Below are 20100 nucleotides of genomic sequence, written 5' to 3' on the forward strand. Positions count from 1 at the left end.
TTTCAGACATAAAGTTCAGGCTAAAGATGATGAGACAAAATAAGAATATTTTAAATGCTGCAATCCTATTCAAAAACTAGAATCATGAGAACCGCCACTCTCCGACTCTCAAACCTGCCCCTCATCTACGTCATCATACAATCTCCATCTCCATCCTGATAATGGGGATCAAATCCTTTGGGAAGGTCATTGAGTAATTGTTTGTGAAAAAGATATTCCCGTTTAAAATGACGTTTATAGATTTTGGGAAATGCTTTAGATGTATCCAGATGTATATTTAATTCTTTATGATAACTGGTCAGTGCCTTCACCTTATTTTTAACGATAAAATAGTTTAAGAAATCAATAAAATGGTCCAAACCAAATTCGGAATAGAGGTAGGGAATTTTGAGATATTCATCTCTTAAGAGCAATAGCGAACAGGAGGTAAACACATTGTTGTCATCATAAACTTTTATCCAGAAGTATTTAAAAGTTTCTGAATAACTTGAAAAAAGATATTTTCCGTCTTTTTTTCCTTCCAGTACCCAAGGGTTGTTTATAAATACATTGATTTCATCAGCACTGCGCCTGCTTTGAAATTTTGAAATAAAATCAGAACTCTCTGCATCAATCTGATCAAGTATTTCGAATCTGATTTTAGGCTTTTTTACCCAACTGTTTTTTAAAGCTATCAAAGAATTAGCTGTAGTATCAACGATGCGAAAAAGAGGAGTCAGCGCTTTTGTCTCAGGCTTTTTTCCGGGAATCATTTTAGCAGCATCGGTCTGGAAATAGTACCGTTTGCCTTCTTTTGGAAAAACGTCCTCAAAAACGCCCATAATGGTATACAATGCTTCTGCTTCTCTGGTAAATTCAGTTATAGCGATACGGTCTTTATATTCTTCAAAAACCTTTTTCAGCAGTTTTTTTGGCACTCTTTTTTCACGAAATTCACTGTTTACATAAAGGGTGCTTAACCAGGCATAGCTAAATTCTTTTCCGTCAATAATAAAATTATCAGGAAAGCAACCTACATAACCGGCAAGTTTTTCTTCGTGGAAAGCCAGAATAAGAAGTGTTTGATCATCCGAGGCTTTTGGATTTTTGATATGAGATTCTGCACGGTGTCTGGTAATGGGGAGAAAATCATACTTTTGGAAATCGCCGGAGGAAATAAACTCTCTGAGCTGTTTTCTGTTATAGGTTTTAAGCTGTATCATTTCCGTACAATTTTATTTTTACCCATCATTTTCTTCAGCCTGAAATAAGCTGTTTCTTTTTTCAGAATCTTTTCTCCGCTCTCTCCCATCTCCATTGGAATTCTCTGAAAGTTTCTTTCCACACTGTCGAGTTTTATACCGGCACATCCGAAGCTGAACCTGATTTCCTTATTTTTAAACAATTCGTCAAAGAAATCTTTTTTAACTCCAAAATCCGTGAAGGGAAAGGCAAAAGCTTCATGTAAAAATCCCTGTTCTTTTAAATAACTGAAAGTGCGGTCCGTTGTTTCCATCTGCTGACCGAGGGAAAGATCTCCATATTGAGGGTGATCCCAGCTATGGGATGATATTCCAAACCCTTTTTCAGTCAACATTTTTAATTCCTGCACATTCATATAGGGCTTTTGCTCTTTAGAATAGGCTCTGTAATCTATTCCAAGTTGTTCTGCCAACGGTTCCAGAATATCTTTTTCCTGATATTTAATCTTCAAAATACTATTGATTAAAGCTTCTTTTCCCTTGTTGTTTTCGAGGGACAGCAAAGTATATATTTCAGGGGCTATAACGTTTGTTTTTTCAAGGGTATCTATAAGAAGACTTGCCTTGCATCTGAACATCATATCCTTATTATCAACAAAAGCAGGATTGATAAAATTACAGGCATAAATTCCTTTGCGTTCCAGAATGGGAACAGCTACATCATAAAATTGTCTGAAACCATCATCAAAAGTAAGAAGAGCGACCTTCTTTTTAGGTTTAAAACTACCATTGGCAAAGTCTTTAAATTCAGACCAGCTGATCATCTGGAAATGCTTTGAAAAACAGTCGAGATCGTCTTCGAACTGTCTGGAATTTTTGTAGTTGATGACATGCCTGATATGAGGCAAATGATCATCTGAAACACAGTGATAAAGAGGCAGGCAGTATTCCAGCGGAAAAGACTTTCCGATATGGTCTGTTTCGAAAGCTGTAAGTATATTGATGATTTTATCTTTCATCTCTATTAAATAAAAAGAATCTATTCAAACAGGATTTAAATAGATTCTTAAAGGTATTACTTTTATGTATTATTTGATCACCTTCATTTCGTCAATCAGCCATTTAGAATCGGCAAATTTATCAATAATGAAGAGGATATATTTTGTATCGACCATAATATTTCGGCTGAAACGCGGATCATAGTTGATATCACTCATCGTTCCTTCCCACTGTCTGTCGAAGTTCAGTCCCACAAGGTTTCCATTGGCATCAAGAGCCGGACTTCCTGAGTTACCTCCTGTTGTGTGGTTGGTTGCAGTGAATCCTACCGGAACATCTCCTGTTTTATCTTTATAAGCTCCATAATCTTTTTTGTTGTATAGATCAATCAGTTTTTTAGGAACGTCGAATTCATAATCTCCGGGAACATATTTTTCAATAACCCCTGCAAGATGCGTCTGGTAACCGTAAGAAACAGCGTCTCTTGGAGTTGATCCTTTTACTTTTCCATAAGTTACACGAAGGGTAGAGTTAGCATCCGGAAAGAATTTTCTGTCTTTATCCGTTGCCATCTGCTGTGCCATGAATTTCTTCTGAAGATCATCAATTTTCCCCTGAAGAGTAGTAAACTGAGGATCTGCAGCTTTCATGTATGTTTCCTTCATTAAAGCATACAACTGAAAAATAGGATCTTTCTTCAAAGTTCTGATCAGCTTATCCTGATTAGAAAAAGCCTTCTCAATATCTGCTGTCAGAGCGGCCCCATTGACCTGAGCTCTTCCGGTAACGATTGAATTTTTGGACATCTCCTCTATGATTGGGATATTCTGATTTTCGTCTTTATACTTGTTGAATCCTACAGGTAAGAATTGAGGTGCTGTCTTATTTACATATAAAGCCAGAAGTTTTGCCGTTACTTTTGCATCAAGTTCTGCGCTGTAATCTTTGTAGAAAGAAGTTACTTTTCCTTTTAATTTAGCAAGCTCTTTGTCGTCCATTTTACCGGCTTCAGTCGATACGATATAGTCATAGTAATCGCCTGCAAGCTTAAGGGTTTCTGCATTTCTCACCACTTCTGTATAGTAAGCGTTGTTTAATGCGTAAGGAGCCTGGTCATTATAGAGTTTATTCAGCTGATCCAATGTAGTTTTGATCTCAGGATTCTTTGCGATAAGAGACCCTTCGTACATTACTTTTTTCTCGACAGCATTGGATTTCTTTAATCCTTCTACCTCCCCGATCCATTTTTTCCAGTAATTGGCTACTGATGCATATTTTGAAGCATATTTAATACGTGTTTCACTGTCTGCACGCATTTTTTCGTCTAATGTTTTCAAAGCTACCTCACGTACAGCAATTCTCGCAGGATCAATATCTTTCATGATTTTCTCCACTGCTACTGCAGGAAGATATTCTGTAGTTTTTCCCGGGAATCCGAATACGAATGTAAAATCGTTCTCAGCTTTATCTTTAATAGAAACCGGCAAATAATGTTTCGGAACGTAAGGAATATTGTCTTTCGAATATTCTGCGGGTTTATTGTCTTTACCTGCATAAATTCTAAACATCGAGAAATCTCCTGTATGTCTCGGCCACACCCAGTTGTCTGTATCGCTTCCGAATTTTCCAATGCTTTGAGGCGGTGCCCCAACCAAACGGATATCTTTGTACGTTTCAGTGGTATAAGCGTAATATTTATTACCATAATACATTGACTTAACAATGATCGACTGGTAAGATTCTATTTTCTGAGCGTTTTTATAAACCTCGATATTTTTGTTGATTTTTTTTGTCAGTTCAGGTTCTACAAGGTTATCTGTTCCTTCTAAAATCTGATCTGTTGCTTCTTTGATGTCTACAATGAAGTCTACTTTTACACCCGGATTTGGAAGCTCTCCCTCCGGATTTTTAGCCCAAAAACCATTGGAAAGAAGGTCATTCTGTACCGTAGAATGTGCCTGAATCTGCCCATATCCACAGTGGTGGTTGGTCAGTAATAAGCCTTTAGGTGAAATAATTTCCGCGGTACATCCACCGTTAAACTGCACGACCGCATCCTTTATGCTTGGCTTCTGGGTATTGAAAATGTCCTTAGCAGAGATCTTCATACCCAGATCCTTCATTTCCTTTTCATTAAGCTCTGTCGGAATCCACATTCCTCCATATTGCTGAGCAAATGCCATTGCAGCCGGCAAAAGAAATACGGATAAAAGTATCTTTTTTGTCATAATCAAAATTTTGCCCCAATTTACAAAGAATATTATACATATGCCTTATGTAATTTTTTGCGGGATATTGGGATGAGAATTTGGATAAGAGTCAGGAACCAAGAATTAAGATGCCAGACGTCAGATTTCAGATTTCAGACATTAGACATTTTATTCAATATTCAAATTTTCAGAAGATTCACGGATGAGGCTTTATTACTTTCATCAGACAACCAGCAACTCATGTACACCCACAAACTCTTATGCCCAAACCACTCCTGATCTTCTATCCAAATCCCCCAAACATACACCTTGCCAATGGCTCAGTTTTTGTTTGAATTACAGCACTTAATTATTAATATATTTTAAATTATTACATCATGATGAATAGCAAAATGTTCATTCTCGGAATTGCATCAGCGGTTTTTTTGGTATCGTGTAATCAGAAAGAAAAAACTACCGAAAGTACAGACGCAGCAACAGATTCTGCAGCAGTTCAGACAATACCATCAGACAGCAGTATTACAAAAGCTACTCCTACTGCTCCCGGTGACACTTCAGAAAATGCTTTGGACTGGCCTGGTACTTATGAAGCTATAGTTCCTTGTGCAGACTGTCCGGGAATCAACACTTCTCTTACTCTTAATAATGATAAAACATTCAATATCACTGAAGAATACATCCAAAGAGATTCAAAAAAACAGGATAAAGGAACTTTTGAATGGGACGCAACCGGAAGTATGATCACTTTAAAAGGAAAAACGGCCCATTACAAGTACAAAGTGGGTGAAAATAAATTGATACAGCTTGATATGGACGGAAAGGAAATTGCCGGACCCCACAAGGATCTGTATATTTTCAAGAAAAAATAAGGGCTCAGGCCTTTATTTTTTTGCTTTGTCTTAAAACTGGTACGCTGTAATTTTAGGATCATTGATGAGACTTCTTACTACTTCATCATGTTTAGTATGTTTCCCTGTGAGCCTCCAGGTTATGGATAGATTTCCCTGTGTATACTGCATTTTCAGCATAAAATATTTAAGATGGTGGTCTTCAAATATTTTTTCGCAATGGCTGATATCTTCTGATCCCACCACCGTGATTCTGTATTCTCTAATCTTGTGGCTGCTGTCTATAAAATTCTGTAGATAAATAAGTGCACTCAGAATCAAAATAACCAAAGCTGTTCCTAAAAGCGAAAGATAGACATACCCTGAACCTACGGCCATTCCTATGGAAGCGGTAGCCCAGATGGTGGTTGCTGTTGTGATTCCATCAATCTTGTTGTCCCCTTTAAAAATAACGCCAGCTCCCAGAAAACCGATCCCGGTAATGATATTGGCTGCAAGACGGTCAGGATTCTGAACTCCTATTTTTATGGAAAGAATGGTAAAAAGACAGGATCCGAAACACACCAAAATAAATGTACGGAGTCCCGCAGATTTATTCCGGTATTCGCGTTCTGCACCGATCATCAGCCCCAGAAGGACAGAGATCAGTATCAGCAGCAGCTCGTTTTGAACCGCAAAATGATCCTGAAGAAATTCCATTATATAGAGTTTTACATGACTAAAATTACGATAAAAAAGTATATCACAATATTTTTTGAACTTTGTACTTTAGCTTTATCAAAATTCTCATTTAAAAGAAAAGTTTTGTAATATTACATTTTAAAATCAATAACAGATTCACCATGGAACCTACTTTTTTTGCAATAAAGGAAGAATTCAGAAAGTGGCTGGAGGACAATCATATGAAAGAAAAGGAAGTTCTGGTAGGTTTCTATAAAAAAGGTACCGGAAAAGCTTCTATGAACTGGTCCGAATCTGTGGATCAGGCGTTATGTTTTGGATGGATAGACGGCGTCAGAAGATCAATAGACAGTGAAAGTTATTATAACCGTTTTACCCCTAGAAAACCGAACAGTAACTGGAGTCTCATTAACATTAAAAAAGTCGAAGAGCTTACGAAAGCCGGGCTGATGACTTCTGAAGGACAGAAAGCATTTGAAGCAAGAAAAGAGGATAAAACAGGGGTTTATTCGCATGAGACGGAACATATTCTTGATCCTGCGTATGAGAAGAAGTTCAAAACTCATAAAAATGCCTGGGAATTTTTTGAAAAGCAGGCTCCATCTTATAAAAAGGTGACCATTCACTGGCTAATGAGTGCAAAACAGGAAACAACAAGACTTTCAAGACTGGATAAAGTAATCAGCGAAAGCGAACAGTTAAAAAGATTAAAATAAATATACAGTATACTTAAAAAATAATTTATGGAGAAAGAGATTTCACACTTTTGGTTGGGATATTTTAAAAATGAAGATGACTTCGATCATTTTGTTGAAGAGGATGAAAGTTATTATACAGAGGAAGAAAACGAAGACCTTTATGTATCAAAATTCGCCGAAACACAAAATATACAATGGTTTGATTATGATTTTCTGGAATATGGTTTTGAAGATGAAAATTTAGGCATCTACGAAAAATTCACAGATTATTCTTATGCCGATCAATGGATTCCGGTTATTGAACAGAAAATTAATGAACTTGGTCTGGAAACTCCTGTGAATGCTATTATTTTTGCCAATAAACATACTATTCCGAATCCTGTTTCGGTGAATGATGAAGAATATGCATTATACTATATTGGAGAAATTGAATATAGTATCTAGGCCAGGCTTCTACAAAAAGAGTTTTAATATAGGATCAAGGAAATCTGACGATTTTTAAGATCCTTTATTTTTTCAGCTTTATAGAGCTTACCCTGAAAATGGATGCCTATTTTAAGGGTAATAAACAGTAACCTGTCTGATAAATTTCTCACTAATGAGACGAAAATATCTACAATTTTGAAAAAAACTATATCTTTTTTATTTTTGATTTTGGTGATTTTAATACCTGCTCAAAAAATTCCTGCTTTCACACTCCGTTCAGAGGTGAGTTCTTATACGCAATTTGGACTTAGGGGATTAAATAACAGTGACTTGTATATCATTTTAGGCTCTTCAGGTATTACACCTGAGATATCTCCTTCTTATACAGTATATATTTTTAACACTAAAGGTGCTGTAACTGCCTATCATAAAAATACAGCATTATCTTCCGAAAGAATAGAGCTTTCTGAGGCGCAGAAAAAGATGCTTTTTGACATCATCAATTCAAAAAAATTCGAAAGATTTTTAAAATATAATCAGGAAGATTTTGAGTTCAAAGAAATAAAGAAAAAGAAAATCGATCCTCTTTTAATGGGTACTACTTACAGTCTCACTGTCATTCAAAACGGTAAACAAAACACCTATTCTTATAGGGACATTGAATATCATCTGAAATCTGATGATCAACGTATTAATAAGCGTATATTGAAAAAATATGCTGCCATTCTGGATATGTTCGGGGAATTGAAAGCCGATAGAGGGCATTGAGTTTCGTTAGAAAATCTTGGCTGTTAAACTTGTCAACAGTGAGCTGATTAAAAGATAAATGATTAATTCAGATTAAATAACCATTTCAAAAATAAAACTATCTTTACTCTCAATGAATATTTACTCCGCCCTTCAGATGGGTGATTATCATACCCTTCATTGTGAAGATTATTTACTCACTAAAAAAATTGGCTCTGACCTATTACTATGTGCTGTAATGGATGGGTGTTCCACGGCGATGGACAGTCACTTTGCATCAGCCATTATGGGTAAGATTTTACGAAAAATAGCAATTGAAAAAGGGTATCGCGATCTTTACGAAAAGAATCACACGAAAACCCTCGATGAAAAACTGAAAGAAATTCTACAGGATCTATTCGAAGAAATGACTTTCGTTAAAAACAGACTTATGCTGGATGAAAAAGAACTGCTGAGTACACTTATCATTCTACTCTATAATAAAAAAGAAAATACAGGTGTTGTTCTATCTGTTGGAGATGGAGTAATCTGTATTGATGGGAAAATAACTGAATTTGACCGAGATAATAAGCCTGATTATTTAGCCTATCATCTCCATGAAAATTTTGAAAAATGGTATGCCCAACAGCATCAAAAGATCTTTTTCGATCATATAAATGATATTTCTATTGCTACTGACGGTATGTCAACTTTCTCCCGGATCAAAAAAACGGATAATGAGGATCATATAGATCCCCTAGAATATATGATGATCAGCCAGTCTAATATAAGTACTGAAGACATGCTTAACAGAAAGCTAAAAAAACTTGAACATCATTATGGTTTAAAACCCACCGATGATCTTGCTATCATCAGATTGATAAAGGAATGTTCAATACCTCTTTAAATAAAAACTAAAAATCTACAAAACAAAAAAATTGAAAAAACTTATTCCTTCACTTTTTTTATTCCTTGTATTTCTTTGTGCATGCAAAAAAGATAAAACATCAGATACAGATTATAAAAATGGAACTGCCACAAAAATAACCGCGCCAATAGATACTGTAAACAATCATCTCAGCCAACAACAACCCGAATTTCTTAAAAATGGAAAAAAGCCCTCTGATCTGGTTCCGGAAGGATATGAAATTCAGTATGATACGGAAGGAGATCTTAATCAGGATGGATGGCCTGATATGGCTTTGGTCATCAGAAAAAAAGAAGATACACTGGCCCGCAGAAAAATGCTTATCCTACTGAGAAATTCAGATAAAACCTATAGGCTTGACAAAATCTCGGAAACCGCTTTTCCTGATGAATATAATGAAGCCGGTTATAAGATGAACGACACGGAAGATATTTCCATCAATAAAGGAGAACTGTCTATCAATCTTTATGATATTGGACCTAACGGAAACCTATTCAGTACCTTTAAGTACCTCAACGGAGATCTCATTCTTACGTATATTGAGACCTATAATATGGGAGCAGGTTCCCATTCCGCGCTCTATTACGAACCGATGAAGGGAAAACTGATCCAAGAGACCATGAATACCATGGAGGAAGAAATGCCTTCAAAATCTAAAACAATTCATCTTAAAAAAGAAAGATTTTTATTTGAAAAAACCTCTCCAGATAAGGTGATCCAAAAAGCGTATGGATTTATGCATGATGAATAAACACAGGGAGATGTGGAATTCCGCCAATTCAAAATAGCGAAAAAGGGTAATGGATTGATAGGTTTAATAATACGAATTTTGTTATATCAGGTTTGAGAAAACAATACAACAAAAGCAAAAGGATTAAAAGAACATATCATGAAAACATTAAATTTTGGACTGTTAGGAAAAGAAAACACAAGTCCTTTTATCATTACTGCCATCCTCTACAGTATTACTTTATGCTTACCTTTTATTTATTTTTTATATCTGAAGGGGCAGCCCCTCATTACTCCAATCTTGAGAACATGAATGAGGATGGTAAAACAATCGTTACCAAAGACTGGAGAGACGATGCAGAATCAAGACCGTTTAAGCTGCTTACAAGGGCCTCTATTTTTAGTGCTGCTTTATCTTTTGGGGCGCTTGGTGCAGCAGTAAGTCTGATCACCCGTGCAAGAAGGCCGGGTGTTTTTGATTATAAAATAACTATTAAGGAATTAATTTCAATACAGACCATAGGGGCGGTTTTTGCCTTTATTCTTTCTCTGATCTTTATGGGAGAGATGATTGGCGGAACATTATTCCCCAATGCAGAGGAATTCTACTACATCGTTTATATTCCCGCAGCGCTGGCTAAGCTTCTGGTATGGTCTTTTCTGGCAGGCTTTGCCGAAAGATTTGTCCCTAATATTCTGGAAAATCTTACCAAGCTAAAGGATGTCAATGAAGAATCATAAATTAATTCTTTTTTTCCTGTAAAAACTACCACAAAAGTAGTATTTCACAGGAAATTTATACTTTATATATTTACTGGGTATTGATGTGAATGAATTTCATTCTTTAAAATACGGCCTTAAAAAAAACCGGAGACGAAGGTAAAATCAATGAGGTGAAAAATGATTACAGAAGTTTCCTGTCAATACAGGAAGTTTGGAAGGCTAAATTTTTTAGTCTTCTTTTTTGTTTTAAGAAATTACTCTTGAATTTTTTGCAGCATACGTGCGACTAAGAATCTTACAGAATTAAAAAAAATAAGGTGAGCTTAAAAACCACCTTATCTTTTATTTTAGTTCTATTCTGTTAATGCGCTTCGAGCCAGTTATTCCCGACTCCAACCTCTACCAGTAATGGCACCTGGGTTTCCAGGGCACTTTCCATTTCGGTTTTAATCAGTTTTGAAGCTCTTTCAATTTCGTCAACAGGAGCCTCAAATACAAGTTCATCATGTACCTGAAGTAGCATTTTCGTTTGCAGTTCCTGTTCTTTAAGCTCTTTATCGATTTTGATCATAGCCAGTTTTACAACATCAGCAGCACTCCCCTGAACCGGAGCATTCACAGCGTTTCTTTCTGCATGTCCTCTTACCACGAAGTTATTGGAATTGATATCTTTTAAATGGCGTTTTCTTCCTAAGATCGTTTCTACATATCCTATCTGACGGGCTTTGCTTACCTGCTCAGCCATATATTCTTTTAACTTTGGATAGGTTAGAAAATAGGCTTCGATCATCTGTTTGGCCTCAGTTCTTGAAAGCCCGGTCTGCTCTGCCAATGCAAATGCTCCCTGACCGTAGATAATTCCAAAGTTGACTGTTTTTGCCTGGCTTCTCTGCGTTTTGGAAACTTCTTCCAATGGAATTTTGAATAGTTTTGCTGCTGTTGACGCATGAATATCTTCTCCATCCTGAAACGCTTTGATCATATTATTTTCTCCTGAGATTTCGGCAATCAGACGAAGTTCGATCTGCGAGTAATCGGCTGAGATGATCTTTTTTCCTTCTCCAGAAACAAAAGCTCCCCTGATCTGCTGTCCGCGGAGTGTTCTGATCGGAATATTCTGAAGGTTAGGATTTACACTTGCCAGACGCCCGGTAGCAGCCGTAGTCTGAGAGAAATTGGTATGTACCCTGCTATCCAGTTTATCGATCTGTGAAGGCAGCGCATCTACATAGGTAGATTTTAATTTCTGATAAGTTCTGTATTCCAGAATATGCTTGATGATCTCATGTTTCGAGGAAAGCTTTTGGAGCACGTCTTCAGAAGTGGCGTATTGTCCGGTTTTTGTTTTCTTGGCTTTAGGGTCCAGCTGCATTTTTTCAAACAGGATTTCTCCAAGCTGTTTTGGTGAATTCATGTTGAATTCTTCTCCTGAAAGATCAAAAATTGTAGTTTCAAGCTGTCTTAAATCATTTTCAAGATCGATACTTTCCTGTGCAAGCCATTTTTCGTCCAATGAAATTCCGGAAAGCTCCATTTTTGCCAATACTTCCATGAGAGGCATTTCTATGTTGAAGAAAAGATCTTCTAAGTTTTCTTTTTTTAATTGTGGCGCAAAGAGCTCATACAACTGGAATGTTACGTCAGCATCTTCTGCAGCGTAATCAGTCTGTGTTCTCAGATCTGCATCTCTGAAAGTCCCTTGATTCTTACCTTTTTTCCCGATAATTGTTTCAATGGAAACAGGTTTGTAATTCAGGTATACTTCTGAAAGATAATCCATTCCGTGTCTTCCATCCGGATTCAGCAGATAATGGGCAATCATGGTATCGAAGATGGCTCCTTTTACAGTAATATCGTACTGTTTTAATATTTTATAATCGAATTTTAAATTGTGTGCGATTTTCAAAAGGTCTTCTTTTTCAAAGAATGGTCTGAAAATTTCCAGAGTCTGGAGCACTTCCCCTTTGTCTTCGGATAGTGGAATATAATAAGCCAATCCTTTTTTATAGGAAAAACTCATTCCAACAAGCTCAGCTTCCAGTTCATTCAGTGAAGTGGTTTCGGTATCAAAACATACTGCTTTCTGCTTTAATAAATTATTAACCAGAACTTTCTGTGCTTTTGGATTATCTACAAACTGATACAAATGATCATTATGCTCTATATTTGATTTGGTAGAGGTTGCCTGATCCAGTTCTTCAAAATTGGCAAACAGGTCAAGCTGCATTGCCTGTCCTTTTATTTCTGCTCCGGTCGGTTTCTGTGTAATCTCAACTTCAGTTACCACAAGTGTTTCTACAGGTGCAGAAGCAAAAGCTCTGTACAGATTTTCATATAATCTTCTGAATTCGATTTCGTCAAAAACTTCTTTTACCTTTTCGAAGTCCGGTGTATCCAGATCATATTGTTCCTGATGAAATTCAACGGGTACATCACAGATAATCGTCGCTAGTTTTTTCGATAAAATTCCCCTTTCTGCAGAGGCTTCTACTTTTTCTTTCAGCTTTCCTTTCAGCTTATCAGTGTTTTGCAATAAGGTTTCAATATTACCAAATTCTTTAAGGAATTTCATAGCCGTTTTCTCTCCTACTCCATCCAGCCCCGGGATATTATCTACCGCATCACCCATCATCGCAAGGAAATCAATAACCTGTTTTGGATCTTCAATTTCGTATTTTGCTTTGACCTCTTCTACTCCTAAAATCTCGATATCACCGCCTTTTAAGCCTGGTTTATAGATCTTGATTTTATCGGTAACCAGCTGGGCAAAATCTTTATCCGGTGTCACCATAAAAGTGGTATATCCTTCTTTTTCTGCTTTGCAGGCAATGGTTCCTATAACATCATCTGCTTCGTAACCTTCTACTCCCAAAATCGGGATATGCATTGCCTGAAGAATTCTGTGAATGTATGGAATAGCAATTTTGATCGCTTCAGGAGTTTCGCTTCTATTGGCTTTGTAGTCCGCATAATCATCGGTTCTTACGCTTGCCTGTCCTACATCAAAAACAACCGCTAAATGAGATGGCTTTTCTCTTCTGATGAGTTCTATCAAAGAGTTGGTAAAGCCAAAAATAGCAGAAGTATCCAAACCTGTGCTGGTGAGTCTCGGATTCCTGATCAATGCGTAATAACCTCTAAAGATCATTGCATAAGCATCGATAAGAAAGAGTCTTTTATCTTGTGTTGCGTCCATAATATCTATAATGAACAAATATAAGAAAATAGGAATATTTCTTTGAGTTATAAATCATGAATTATGGGATTTGGTTTGAGAGCCGGAGGGTTGGTGAGTTAGAGGGTTTCGAGTGTGTAACTCTCAAAATAATTTCCCTTACCTCATTTTCTTCACTAAATCCCCATGTTTGAAATCTGATCTATAAAATCTTGTTTCTTGCATCAATCCTCCACCATTGACTTGCGAAGCAAAATTCACCATTAACAACCCATATTACTATTTACGACTGTCTGAAATCTGATGTCTGATGTCTGATGTCTGATGTCTAATATCTAATTAAAGTTCAGACAAAAAAAAACAGAACAGCATTTCTGCTGTTCTGTTCTGATGTTATTTTTGTATTAAAAGACTTGGGCCTATTAATTATTGACCTCCTGGCCACATTCCTCTGTATTCAGAATTACCTAGAGTGATTACCTCTGCGCTGATTACAAAACTGATTAGCATACTGTTGCTGTCAATCGCATCGAAGTCTACTTCGTGTTGAATTACATATCCATTTTCCCACTTCAAAGTAGTTAATGTACCTTCTTCGTGAGATTTATTGAAAGTAACCTCACCTGTTGTAGGCTTATATTTTCCGTTCAATAAACTTTCTAAGATATCAGATTTTTCAGTAGCTTCTACTGTAACTTTGATAAGAGCGTTAGAAGGATCAGATGCTACACGTCCTGAAACGTCTGTAGATCTTGATACGCTATAATTAAGCTTTAATAATTTTTGCTCTCCTCCGTTGTTGAATTTTAAGATTCCTCTTGAATTTGCTGCCATGATTGGTGAATTTAATTGTTATATAATATTGTGATTAGTGATTGATTACAGAGCAAAGATAGACCCGATACAGGTAAAGAAAAAGTTTTTGGGTATAAATCTGAAATATTGTAGTAATACTACGATTTGATGTAGTAATTCTACGACTTTTGATTTAACATAATAGCTTAATTATCTATTTATAAAAGGTTTACTGATATTTGAATGATCATGAAAAGCGATCGTTTTACACCACAAAGAGAATTATCGTATAAAAATTATCTATTTATATTTGAAAAAGATAAAAAGTAACTACGTTTAATAATATGGGGAAATATCAAATCAAAAGAATAATGTATTAAAATTCACTTACTCTTTTGCATTCATCATTACAGAAGACTCTGCCTCTTTCTTTTCAGCTCTATCTTTTCTAATAGACATTCCGGTAGTAATTGAAAAACCTGCGATGGTTACAAATACCCAAATCATATTCAGATAATAAATAAGATCTTTTGAAGGTACTGTATAATCTTTATAGGTCAGATACTCTTTAATACTGTAATCATATTTTTCTTGGGGAATATAACTGTTTTTAATAGGCCCAAAGCCATACTGTAAAACAATAATCGGATCGTTAACAGTTCCTTTTTTATTTTTCAATTCATTATTATTTACGGCTAACCAAAAACTTTCATCGTTTTTACTAATATCAATGAAGCTTTGTGGATAATATAGCTCAAGCTTATAAATTTTACCCGCAGTTTTATCTTTAATAAGAGATATTTCTTTTGTACTATATTTTTTAACAAAAGGAGTACCATCAAAATAGATCTCATTCTTATCTTCCTTTAGTAATTTTTCATAATTGGGAACTTTTATAATTGTTGAATTGCTTTTGTATTTGTTAATAGTATTTGCAGTAACCTCTTTTTGTCTCTTTATTTCTTTATATCCTGGAATTACAATTCTAAAAATAATTAACAGTAAAATATTGATGGCGAAAAATAGTCGCATCTTACTAAGTATGGTCATAATTTAAATTTTTTGTGCGATAATACTTTTCCCCGATCCTGTATCTGAAGCAGAGAGTTTTTTTATTACTTCAGTATTTTTATTCTCTAAATCACTTTCAAGTTGATTAACGTAATAATCTGCTATAGCTGCGGCTATAGTCACTCCCATCCCTGCAAGAAATCCAGATTTTCCATAAAAAAAATCTTTAGCAAAGGCAGCTCCAATTACATTTTTTTTACTAGAAGCAATTAATCCTATCCATTTATCCGGACCATACAATTTTATCCCTGCAAGAGTCCATCCAAAAGGCGTGTTTTTTTCACCTACCGCATAAACGCCAGCACCAGCTATTGCATTATATACTGCTACTGGGGCATTTGGAGAGGTATATCCGGTAGCTACACCATAAACAGCTTGAGACAATATTTGCACAGCAAGCTCTTGCCTTGCATTATATTTCATAGAATCAGATACTTTTTGTGCTAAGCCTTCTGTTTCAGATGCAATTAATATTCCTCCTTGCTTACATGTCAAAATAGAGTGATTATACAATAAGGGATTTTTTCCTTTTATCGTAACTTTTTTATGAACCCTTTCCCAATTTCCCTCTTTCTGTTTATCTGAACAATCATGAGTAATTACCGCAACTGTTGTTCCTATAGCAACAATGGCTATAGCTCCCAATGCGATCCAGCCTACCGGTCCGCTTAATACTAATGCTGCACCGACAGCTATTCCACCAATCAAAGCCAACATTCCTCCCCAAAATTTTGCAGGAGATTTACATTTAAAACATTCCTTTGTATTTTTGTCTAGTTCTGTAAGCAGACGCTTCCCCACAGAATATTGAACTTTATTATCCTCTTTATCAAGATGTCTCTTCAATTGCTGTGGAGTTCCAGCCAAATCAAAAGAACATGAAAGCCATGCCTTTTCTTCAATATATCCCTTCATAACTCTACTCTTTTAAGTTCGTATAATACTTGAGATTCCATATTATTTTTAATTCTTTCACTTATACTTACAGAAGCTTCATTAATCAAACCATCTTCTTTTGATACAGAAAAATCTATTTCAATATCATATAAATAATCTGTAAATTTAAATTCTATCTGAGGTCTATAGAATTTCTCATATAACAAAATCATACTATCTATATCTACAAATTTGGGTCTTCCTTTTTTTGTATAATTAACTACAGATTTGTCTTCACTACTTTTTGTCGTTTCAAAATCAACCGTAAATGCAATTTGTGGAAAAAAATGTGATTCTGTATCAAACTGCTCATGTTCAAAATTATTAAAAGATTTCGTTAGATACTGACCAAACATAATCTTATTAAAAAGATTCGTATTGCTATTTTTTAATAAAATAATTTTTGAATTATACTCAATATTTCCGGCATTTATAATCTTATCTAATACCTCTGAAGGACTTTTCTGAAAAAACTTATTCATTGGGAGCTGTTTTTTAAAACGGTGCCAATTCTGCTGTATAGTTTCCTCATTTAATAGATCTGCAATAGCCCCTTTCTCATCTAATAAATATATAATGTTGCTTTTAACAGTATCTGATGACCTTATAAAATCAGATAATTCTTCGGATCCTTGGGTATAAAAATTATAAATACTATCATCTAATCTTACATCAGCTATTATCTCTTCATTCATTTTATTTTGTAATAAAAGATAATAATCACATTGAATAGCAGAATGAGCACTAATCACATCATTCAGTTTAATTATATTTATCTGCTTAGTTCTGTATCTTGCTTCCCTTTTTGAAATCTTACTGAATACATTTTCTGTAAAACTATTTTTATCATTTGATTCAAAAGATTCTTTATTTTTCAAAAAAATAAATTTCAAATGTATAGGTAATTTATTGGCAATGATAACATTGGTCATACCACAGTTTTCATTATGAAAACCAACAAGTTCCTTTACACTGATTTCTTGCTGTTCAGCTATAGACAGTAAAGTATCACCTTGCTGTATTTTATACTTTATAAACTCCATCATTAATTAATATCAACTTGTGGCGAACCTGTTATTGTAGTACTTCCTTTAAACACTGCTGTTGCAGTGGTCCCTCCTTTTACTGTTACATCATTATTCCCAACTATTCCTATCCCGTTAGCTCCAAGTGCAATAATATCTCCTTGGATAACAATTTTCCCATCACAAGTCATCGTAATAGAGCTGCTTCCTGTTTCCAGTTTTATTTCGGAAGCACTTTTAATATTTATTTTCCCACCATTATCCATTGTTATTGTAGACTGTCCTTTCCCTACATTAATCGTACTGTTGGTACTCACGTTGACTGTTTGATTATTACCAATATTCTCTGTACTATCATTACTTACATCCGTATTAATATCTCCGGTTCCGCTTAAAGTGACATGATTTCCACTTCGGTCCTTAATCTCAATCCCACAGCCATCATGAAATTGGATAATATTTCCACTTTTACTGCTTAAGCTCATCACATTATTCCCGGCTCCGCCCCCTGCACCAATATTTCCATGGAACATTCCTCCCATCACAAATGGACGGTCTGGATGCTGATGAACGAAATTGATAATTACCTGATCACCTTCTTCCGGAACAGACATAAATCCACGGTTTTTATTGACTTTATCACTGCTTCCCGCATCAGGAGACATCACACGGATAAACTCTGTGGTATCATGCCCGCTCTGCCAGTCGAACTGGACCTTTACCCTCCCTTGGTTCAGAGGATCGGTATTGGAAACAACTTTTGCAAATTGGGACTCTGCCTTAGGGGTTTCAAATTCCGGACGGGGGATAAATCCTGTATCTGCAGCAATAGCTTCAAAAGTCCCGTCGTAATACCCCCTTGCATCTACTTCATGGGTAACTCCGATGATCATTAATTTGGTAAAATAGCTTGTATCATTGGTATCTGGTTTACGCATTTCAATATCTGCGGTACATCCGGGATATAAGAACGGAACTGTCGTAGATCCTGAAGTAATGAAGACCTCCGAAGCTTTGCTTCCTGCAGTTCCTTTCTGGGAAGCGTCAATATCCATAAAAGAGGTCGCCTTAATAGGCGCAACCCTTAAAGAAGGCGTCTTAAAAGTTCTTTCTGAAATTTCATATGCCCGCTTGGCAATATCCGATGTATGGCTGATTTTTGAATTTCCAGTGGTCAGTTTTTCATTTTTGCTGCTGTTGTAACCATAAAAGCTTGGACTTACATGCTGGGCTTTCATTCTGATGGCAATATCACTTACACTGCTGCCATAGGTAAGCATAACGGCCTTTTCCTGTGGCGGAAGTTTCCCGAAATGCAATACTTCCCCGTCATAATAAAACTGCTCGCCATATGCCTCTGCTACTCTGGCCAGATAATTATAATGAGTTTCTTCGTATTGAGAACTGTAAGGAACATTTCCGTGCTGGGCATCTATCCTGAAATCAAATTTATTCTGCCCTAAACCTTCTCTTATCACATGATCTGCAATACTGTTCAGACTCACTTCCTGCCCACCGCCGAAACTCTGGATATGAGGAGCTGCATCCAGCAGAATTGTCGGACTGAAACCTGTAAGAACAATATTACCCAGATTCCCTTGTTCCTGGCTGAAGCCTACTTCTGTAATAACTCCTACAAAATTACGCTCAGGGCCTTCTTCAATATCTTTATATTTAAATACGACTGTAATTCTTTTTCCTAAAAAATTCTGTGCCTCCTGCAAATTATGATTTTCTGCACCTCCCAATGTGTCATGGGCAAGGGTCAGGATGAATTCATGGTGTTTTGAAGCACTTTGTGACAATTTAAAATGCTTAAAGTGTTTGATGATTTGTCCTTCTATCACAATATCAAGCATGATAACACGGTTTATCCCCGCAATTAAGCTTTGAGGAATAGCCTGGGCATTATGTATTCTGGAAGTTGGCTGTTTTGCCCATACCTTGCTTTCGGTAACGGAAGGGGTATTGGGAACCAGGGTTTGGTTCATAAACATTTTAGAATTCTGTGCGGCACCTGAATATATTTCCTGAGCCTTTTTTGCAGACTTTTTAACAGCTTCATCTGCTTTTTGAATCTTGTCATCTATTTTTTGAACGGCAATATTTTCAGCACTTTTCAAATTTTCCGATCCGCCTGTATCTTTTATAGCACCTTTGCTACTTTGTCCTTTTATTGATCGATCATCTTTAAACATAGTGTGTTTTTTTTTAATTATACTGTATAAGTTTAACTTCAAGATATCAGTGGTGATATGAAAGCATTCTCCATCCTTATTTTGCAACGCAGACAAGAACTTCGACAGGATCTGTTCTTAATACTCCTGATCTAAAACGCCAAAAAACAGAACAGTATATCCTGATGAATATACTATTCTGTACTAATTTATTTTTACTAAGGGATTGTTCAGATTATTTGCCATCTGAAGGCCACATTCCGCGATATTCAGAATTACCTAGAGTGATAACTTCTGCGCTTATTACAAAGCTTATCAGCATACTGTTTTCGTCTACAGCGTCGAAGTCCACTTCGTGCTGAATGACATATCCGTTTTCCCACTTCAAAGTAGTTAATGTACCTTCTTCGTGAGATTTGTTGAAAGTAACTTCTCCTGTGGTAGGCTTATACTTTCCGTTCAGTAAGCTTTCAAGGATGTCCGACTTTTCGGTAGCTTCTACTGTAACTTTAATCAATGCATTAGAAGGATCAGATGCTACACGTCCTGAAACGTCCGTAGATCTTGATACGCTGTAATTAAGTTTTAATAACTTTTGCTCTCCTCCGTTGTTGAATTTTAAGATTCCTCTTGAATTTGCTGCCATGATTGGTAAATTTTAACTGTTAATATTTTGTGATTGGGTGATTTATTATATAGCAAATATAGAACGGTATATTTCGATAAAAAAGCTTTTAGACAGAAATCTCAAAATTTGTAGTAGTTCTACGAT

The 20100-nt window shown here is 35.9% G+C and carries 18 protein-coding genes; 7 read left to right on the forward strand and 11 right to left on the reverse strand.

The window, feature by feature from the left end:
• Window positions 1-125: 125 nt before the first annotated feature.
• The 3 genes from IW16_RS07385 to IW16_RS07395 all read right to left on the reverse strand — a co-directional run bounded on the left by IW16_RS07385 (window position 126) and on the right by IW16_RS07395 (window position 4408).
• A complete protein-coding gene (locus tag IW16_RS07385) occupies window positions 126-1202 on the reverse strand; it encodes a GNAT family N-acetyltransferase (protein ID WP_034741635.1) in 1077 nt (358 codons plus the stop codon).
• The gene (locus IW16_RS07390) at window positions 1199-2200 is read right to left on the reverse strand and encodes a polysaccharide deacetylase family protein (protein WP_034741638.1); all 1002 of its coding nucleotides are present in this window, start codon (window positions 2198-2200) and stop codon (window positions 1199-1201) included. The genes IW16_RS07385 and IW16_RS07390 overlap by 4 nt, the downstream gene beginning before the upstream one ends.
• A gap of 69 nt (window positions 2201-2269) precedes the next feature.
• A complete protein-coding gene (locus IW16_RS07395; RefSeq protein ID WP_084694511.1) occupies window positions 2270-4408 on the reverse strand; it encodes a S46 family peptidase in 2139 nt (712 codons plus the stop codon).
• A gap of 359 nt (window positions 4409-4767) precedes the next feature.
• Here IW16_RS07395 and IW16_RS07400 point away from each other — a divergent pair, with 359 nt between their 5' ends.
• Window positions 4768-5259, forward strand: a complete 492-nt coding sequence (locus IW16_RS07400) for a copper resistance protein NlpE (RefSeq protein ID WP_228376916.1) — start codon at window positions 4768-4770, stop codon at window positions 5257-5259.
• 30 nt (window positions 5260-5289) lie between these two features.
• Here IW16_RS07400 and IW16_RS07405 read toward each other — a convergent pair whose 3' ends face one another.
• Window positions 5290-5937, reverse strand: coding sequence for an MgtC/SapB family protein (locus IW16_RS07405; protein WP_034741642.1), 648 nt, complete (start codon window positions 5935-5937; stop codon window positions 5290-5292).
• 143 nt (window positions 5938-6080) lie between these two features.
• Between IW16_RS07405 and IW16_RS07410 the strand changes: the two genes are divergently transcribed.
• From IW16_RS07410 to IW16_RS07435, 6 genes are all read left to right on the forward strand, one after another.
• Complete coding sequence (locus IW16_RS07410) at window positions 6081-6635, forward strand: YdeI/OmpD-associated family protein (protein WP_034741645.1); 555 nt, start codon at window positions 6081-6083, stop codon at window positions 6633-6635.
• Between the two features lie 27 nt (window positions 6636-6662).
• Window positions 6663-7061 carry an immunity 22 family protein gene (locus IW16_RS07415; protein ID WP_034741648.1) on the forward strand — a complete coding sequence of 133 codons (399 nt, stop codon included), beginning with the start codon at window positions 6663-6665 and terminating at the stop codon, window positions 7059-7061.
• A 177-nt stretch (window positions 7062-7238) separates the two neighbouring features.
• Window positions 7239-7811 carry a hypothetical protein gene (locus tag IW16_RS07420; RefSeq protein ID WP_131327856.1) on the forward strand — a complete coding sequence of 191 codons (573 nt, stop codon included), beginning with the start codon at window positions 7239-7241 and terminating at the stop codon, window positions 7809-7811.
• 112 nt (window positions 7812-7923) lie between these two features.
• Window positions 7924-8676, forward strand: coding sequence for a protein phosphatase 2C domain-containing protein (locus tag IW16_RS07425; protein ID WP_034741654.1), 753 nt, complete (start codon window positions 7924-7926; stop codon window positions 8674-8676).
• Between the two features lie 31 nt (window positions 8677-8707).
• Window positions 8708-9448 carry a hypothetical protein gene (locus IW16_RS07430; protein WP_034741657.1) on the forward strand — a complete coding sequence of 247 codons (741 nt, stop codon included), beginning with the start codon at window positions 8708-8710 and terminating at the stop codon, window positions 9446-9448.
• Between the two features lie 221 nt (window positions 9449-9669).
• Window positions 9670-10167: a hypothetical protein gene (locus IW16_RS07435; protein WP_034741660.1), complete on the forward strand. Its 498-nt coding sequence runs from the start codon at window positions 9670-9672 to the stop codon at window positions 10165-10167.
• A 343-nt stretch (window positions 10168-10510) separates the two neighbouring features.
• On the opposite strand, the gene polA is transcribed toward IW16_RS07435, so the two are convergent.
• The 7 genes from polA to tssD (IW16_RS07470) form a co-directional block, all read right to left on the reverse strand.
• Window positions 10511-13345, reverse strand: coding sequence for a DNA polymerase I (gene polA, locus IW16_RS07440; protein ID WP_034741663.1), 2835 nt, complete (start codon window positions 13343-13345; stop codon window positions 10511-10513).
• A gap of 405 nt (window positions 13346-13750) precedes the next feature.
• Window positions 13751-14158 (reverse strand): type VI secretion system tube protein TssD, encoded by a 408-nt coding sequence (tssD, locus tag IW16_RS07445; RefSeq protein ID WP_175550373.1) that lies wholly within the window; start codon window positions 14156-14158, stop codon window positions 13751-13753.
• 348 nt (window positions 14159-14506) lie between these two features.
• Window positions 14507-15169, reverse strand: a complete 663-nt coding sequence (locus IW16_RS07450) for a hypothetical protein (RefSeq protein ID WP_131327857.1) — start codon at window positions 15167-15169, stop codon at window positions 14507-14509.
• A gap of 3 nt (window positions 15170-15172) precedes the next feature.
• Entirely contained in the window at window positions 15173-16105 is a 933-nt protein-coding gene (locus tag IW16_RS07455) for a DUF4280 domain-containing protein (protein WP_034741673.1), read from the reverse strand.
• The gene (locus IW16_RS07460) at window positions 16102-17172 is read right to left on the reverse strand and encodes a LysM peptidoglycan-binding domain-containing protein (RefSeq protein WP_034741676.1); all 1071 of its coding nucleotides are present in this window, start codon (window positions 17170-17172) and stop codon (window positions 16102-16104) included. The genes IW16_RS07455 and IW16_RS07460 overlap by 4 nt, the downstream gene beginning before the upstream one ends.
• The gene (locus IW16_RS07465) at window positions 17172-19349 is read right to left on the reverse strand and encodes a type VI secretion system Vgr family protein (RefSeq protein WP_034741680.1); all 2178 of its coding nucleotides are present in this window, start codon (window positions 19347-19349) and stop codon (window positions 17172-17174) included. The genes IW16_RS07460 and IW16_RS07465 overlap by 1 nt, the downstream gene beginning before the upstream one ends.
• A gap of 214 nt (window positions 19350-19563) precedes the next feature.
• Window positions 19564-19974, reverse strand: coding sequence for a type VI secretion system tube protein TssD (gene tssD / locus IW16_RS07470; RefSeq protein WP_175550372.1), 411 nt, complete (start codon window positions 19972-19974; stop codon window positions 19564-19566).
• Between the last annotated feature and the right edge of the window lie 126 nt (window positions 19975-20100).

It is taken from the genome of Chryseobacterium vrystaatense, from assembly GCF_000737765.1.
Classification (GTDB): Bacteria; Bacteroidota; Bacteroidia; order Flavobacteriales; family Weeksellaceae; genus Chryseobacterium; species Chryseobacterium vrystaatense.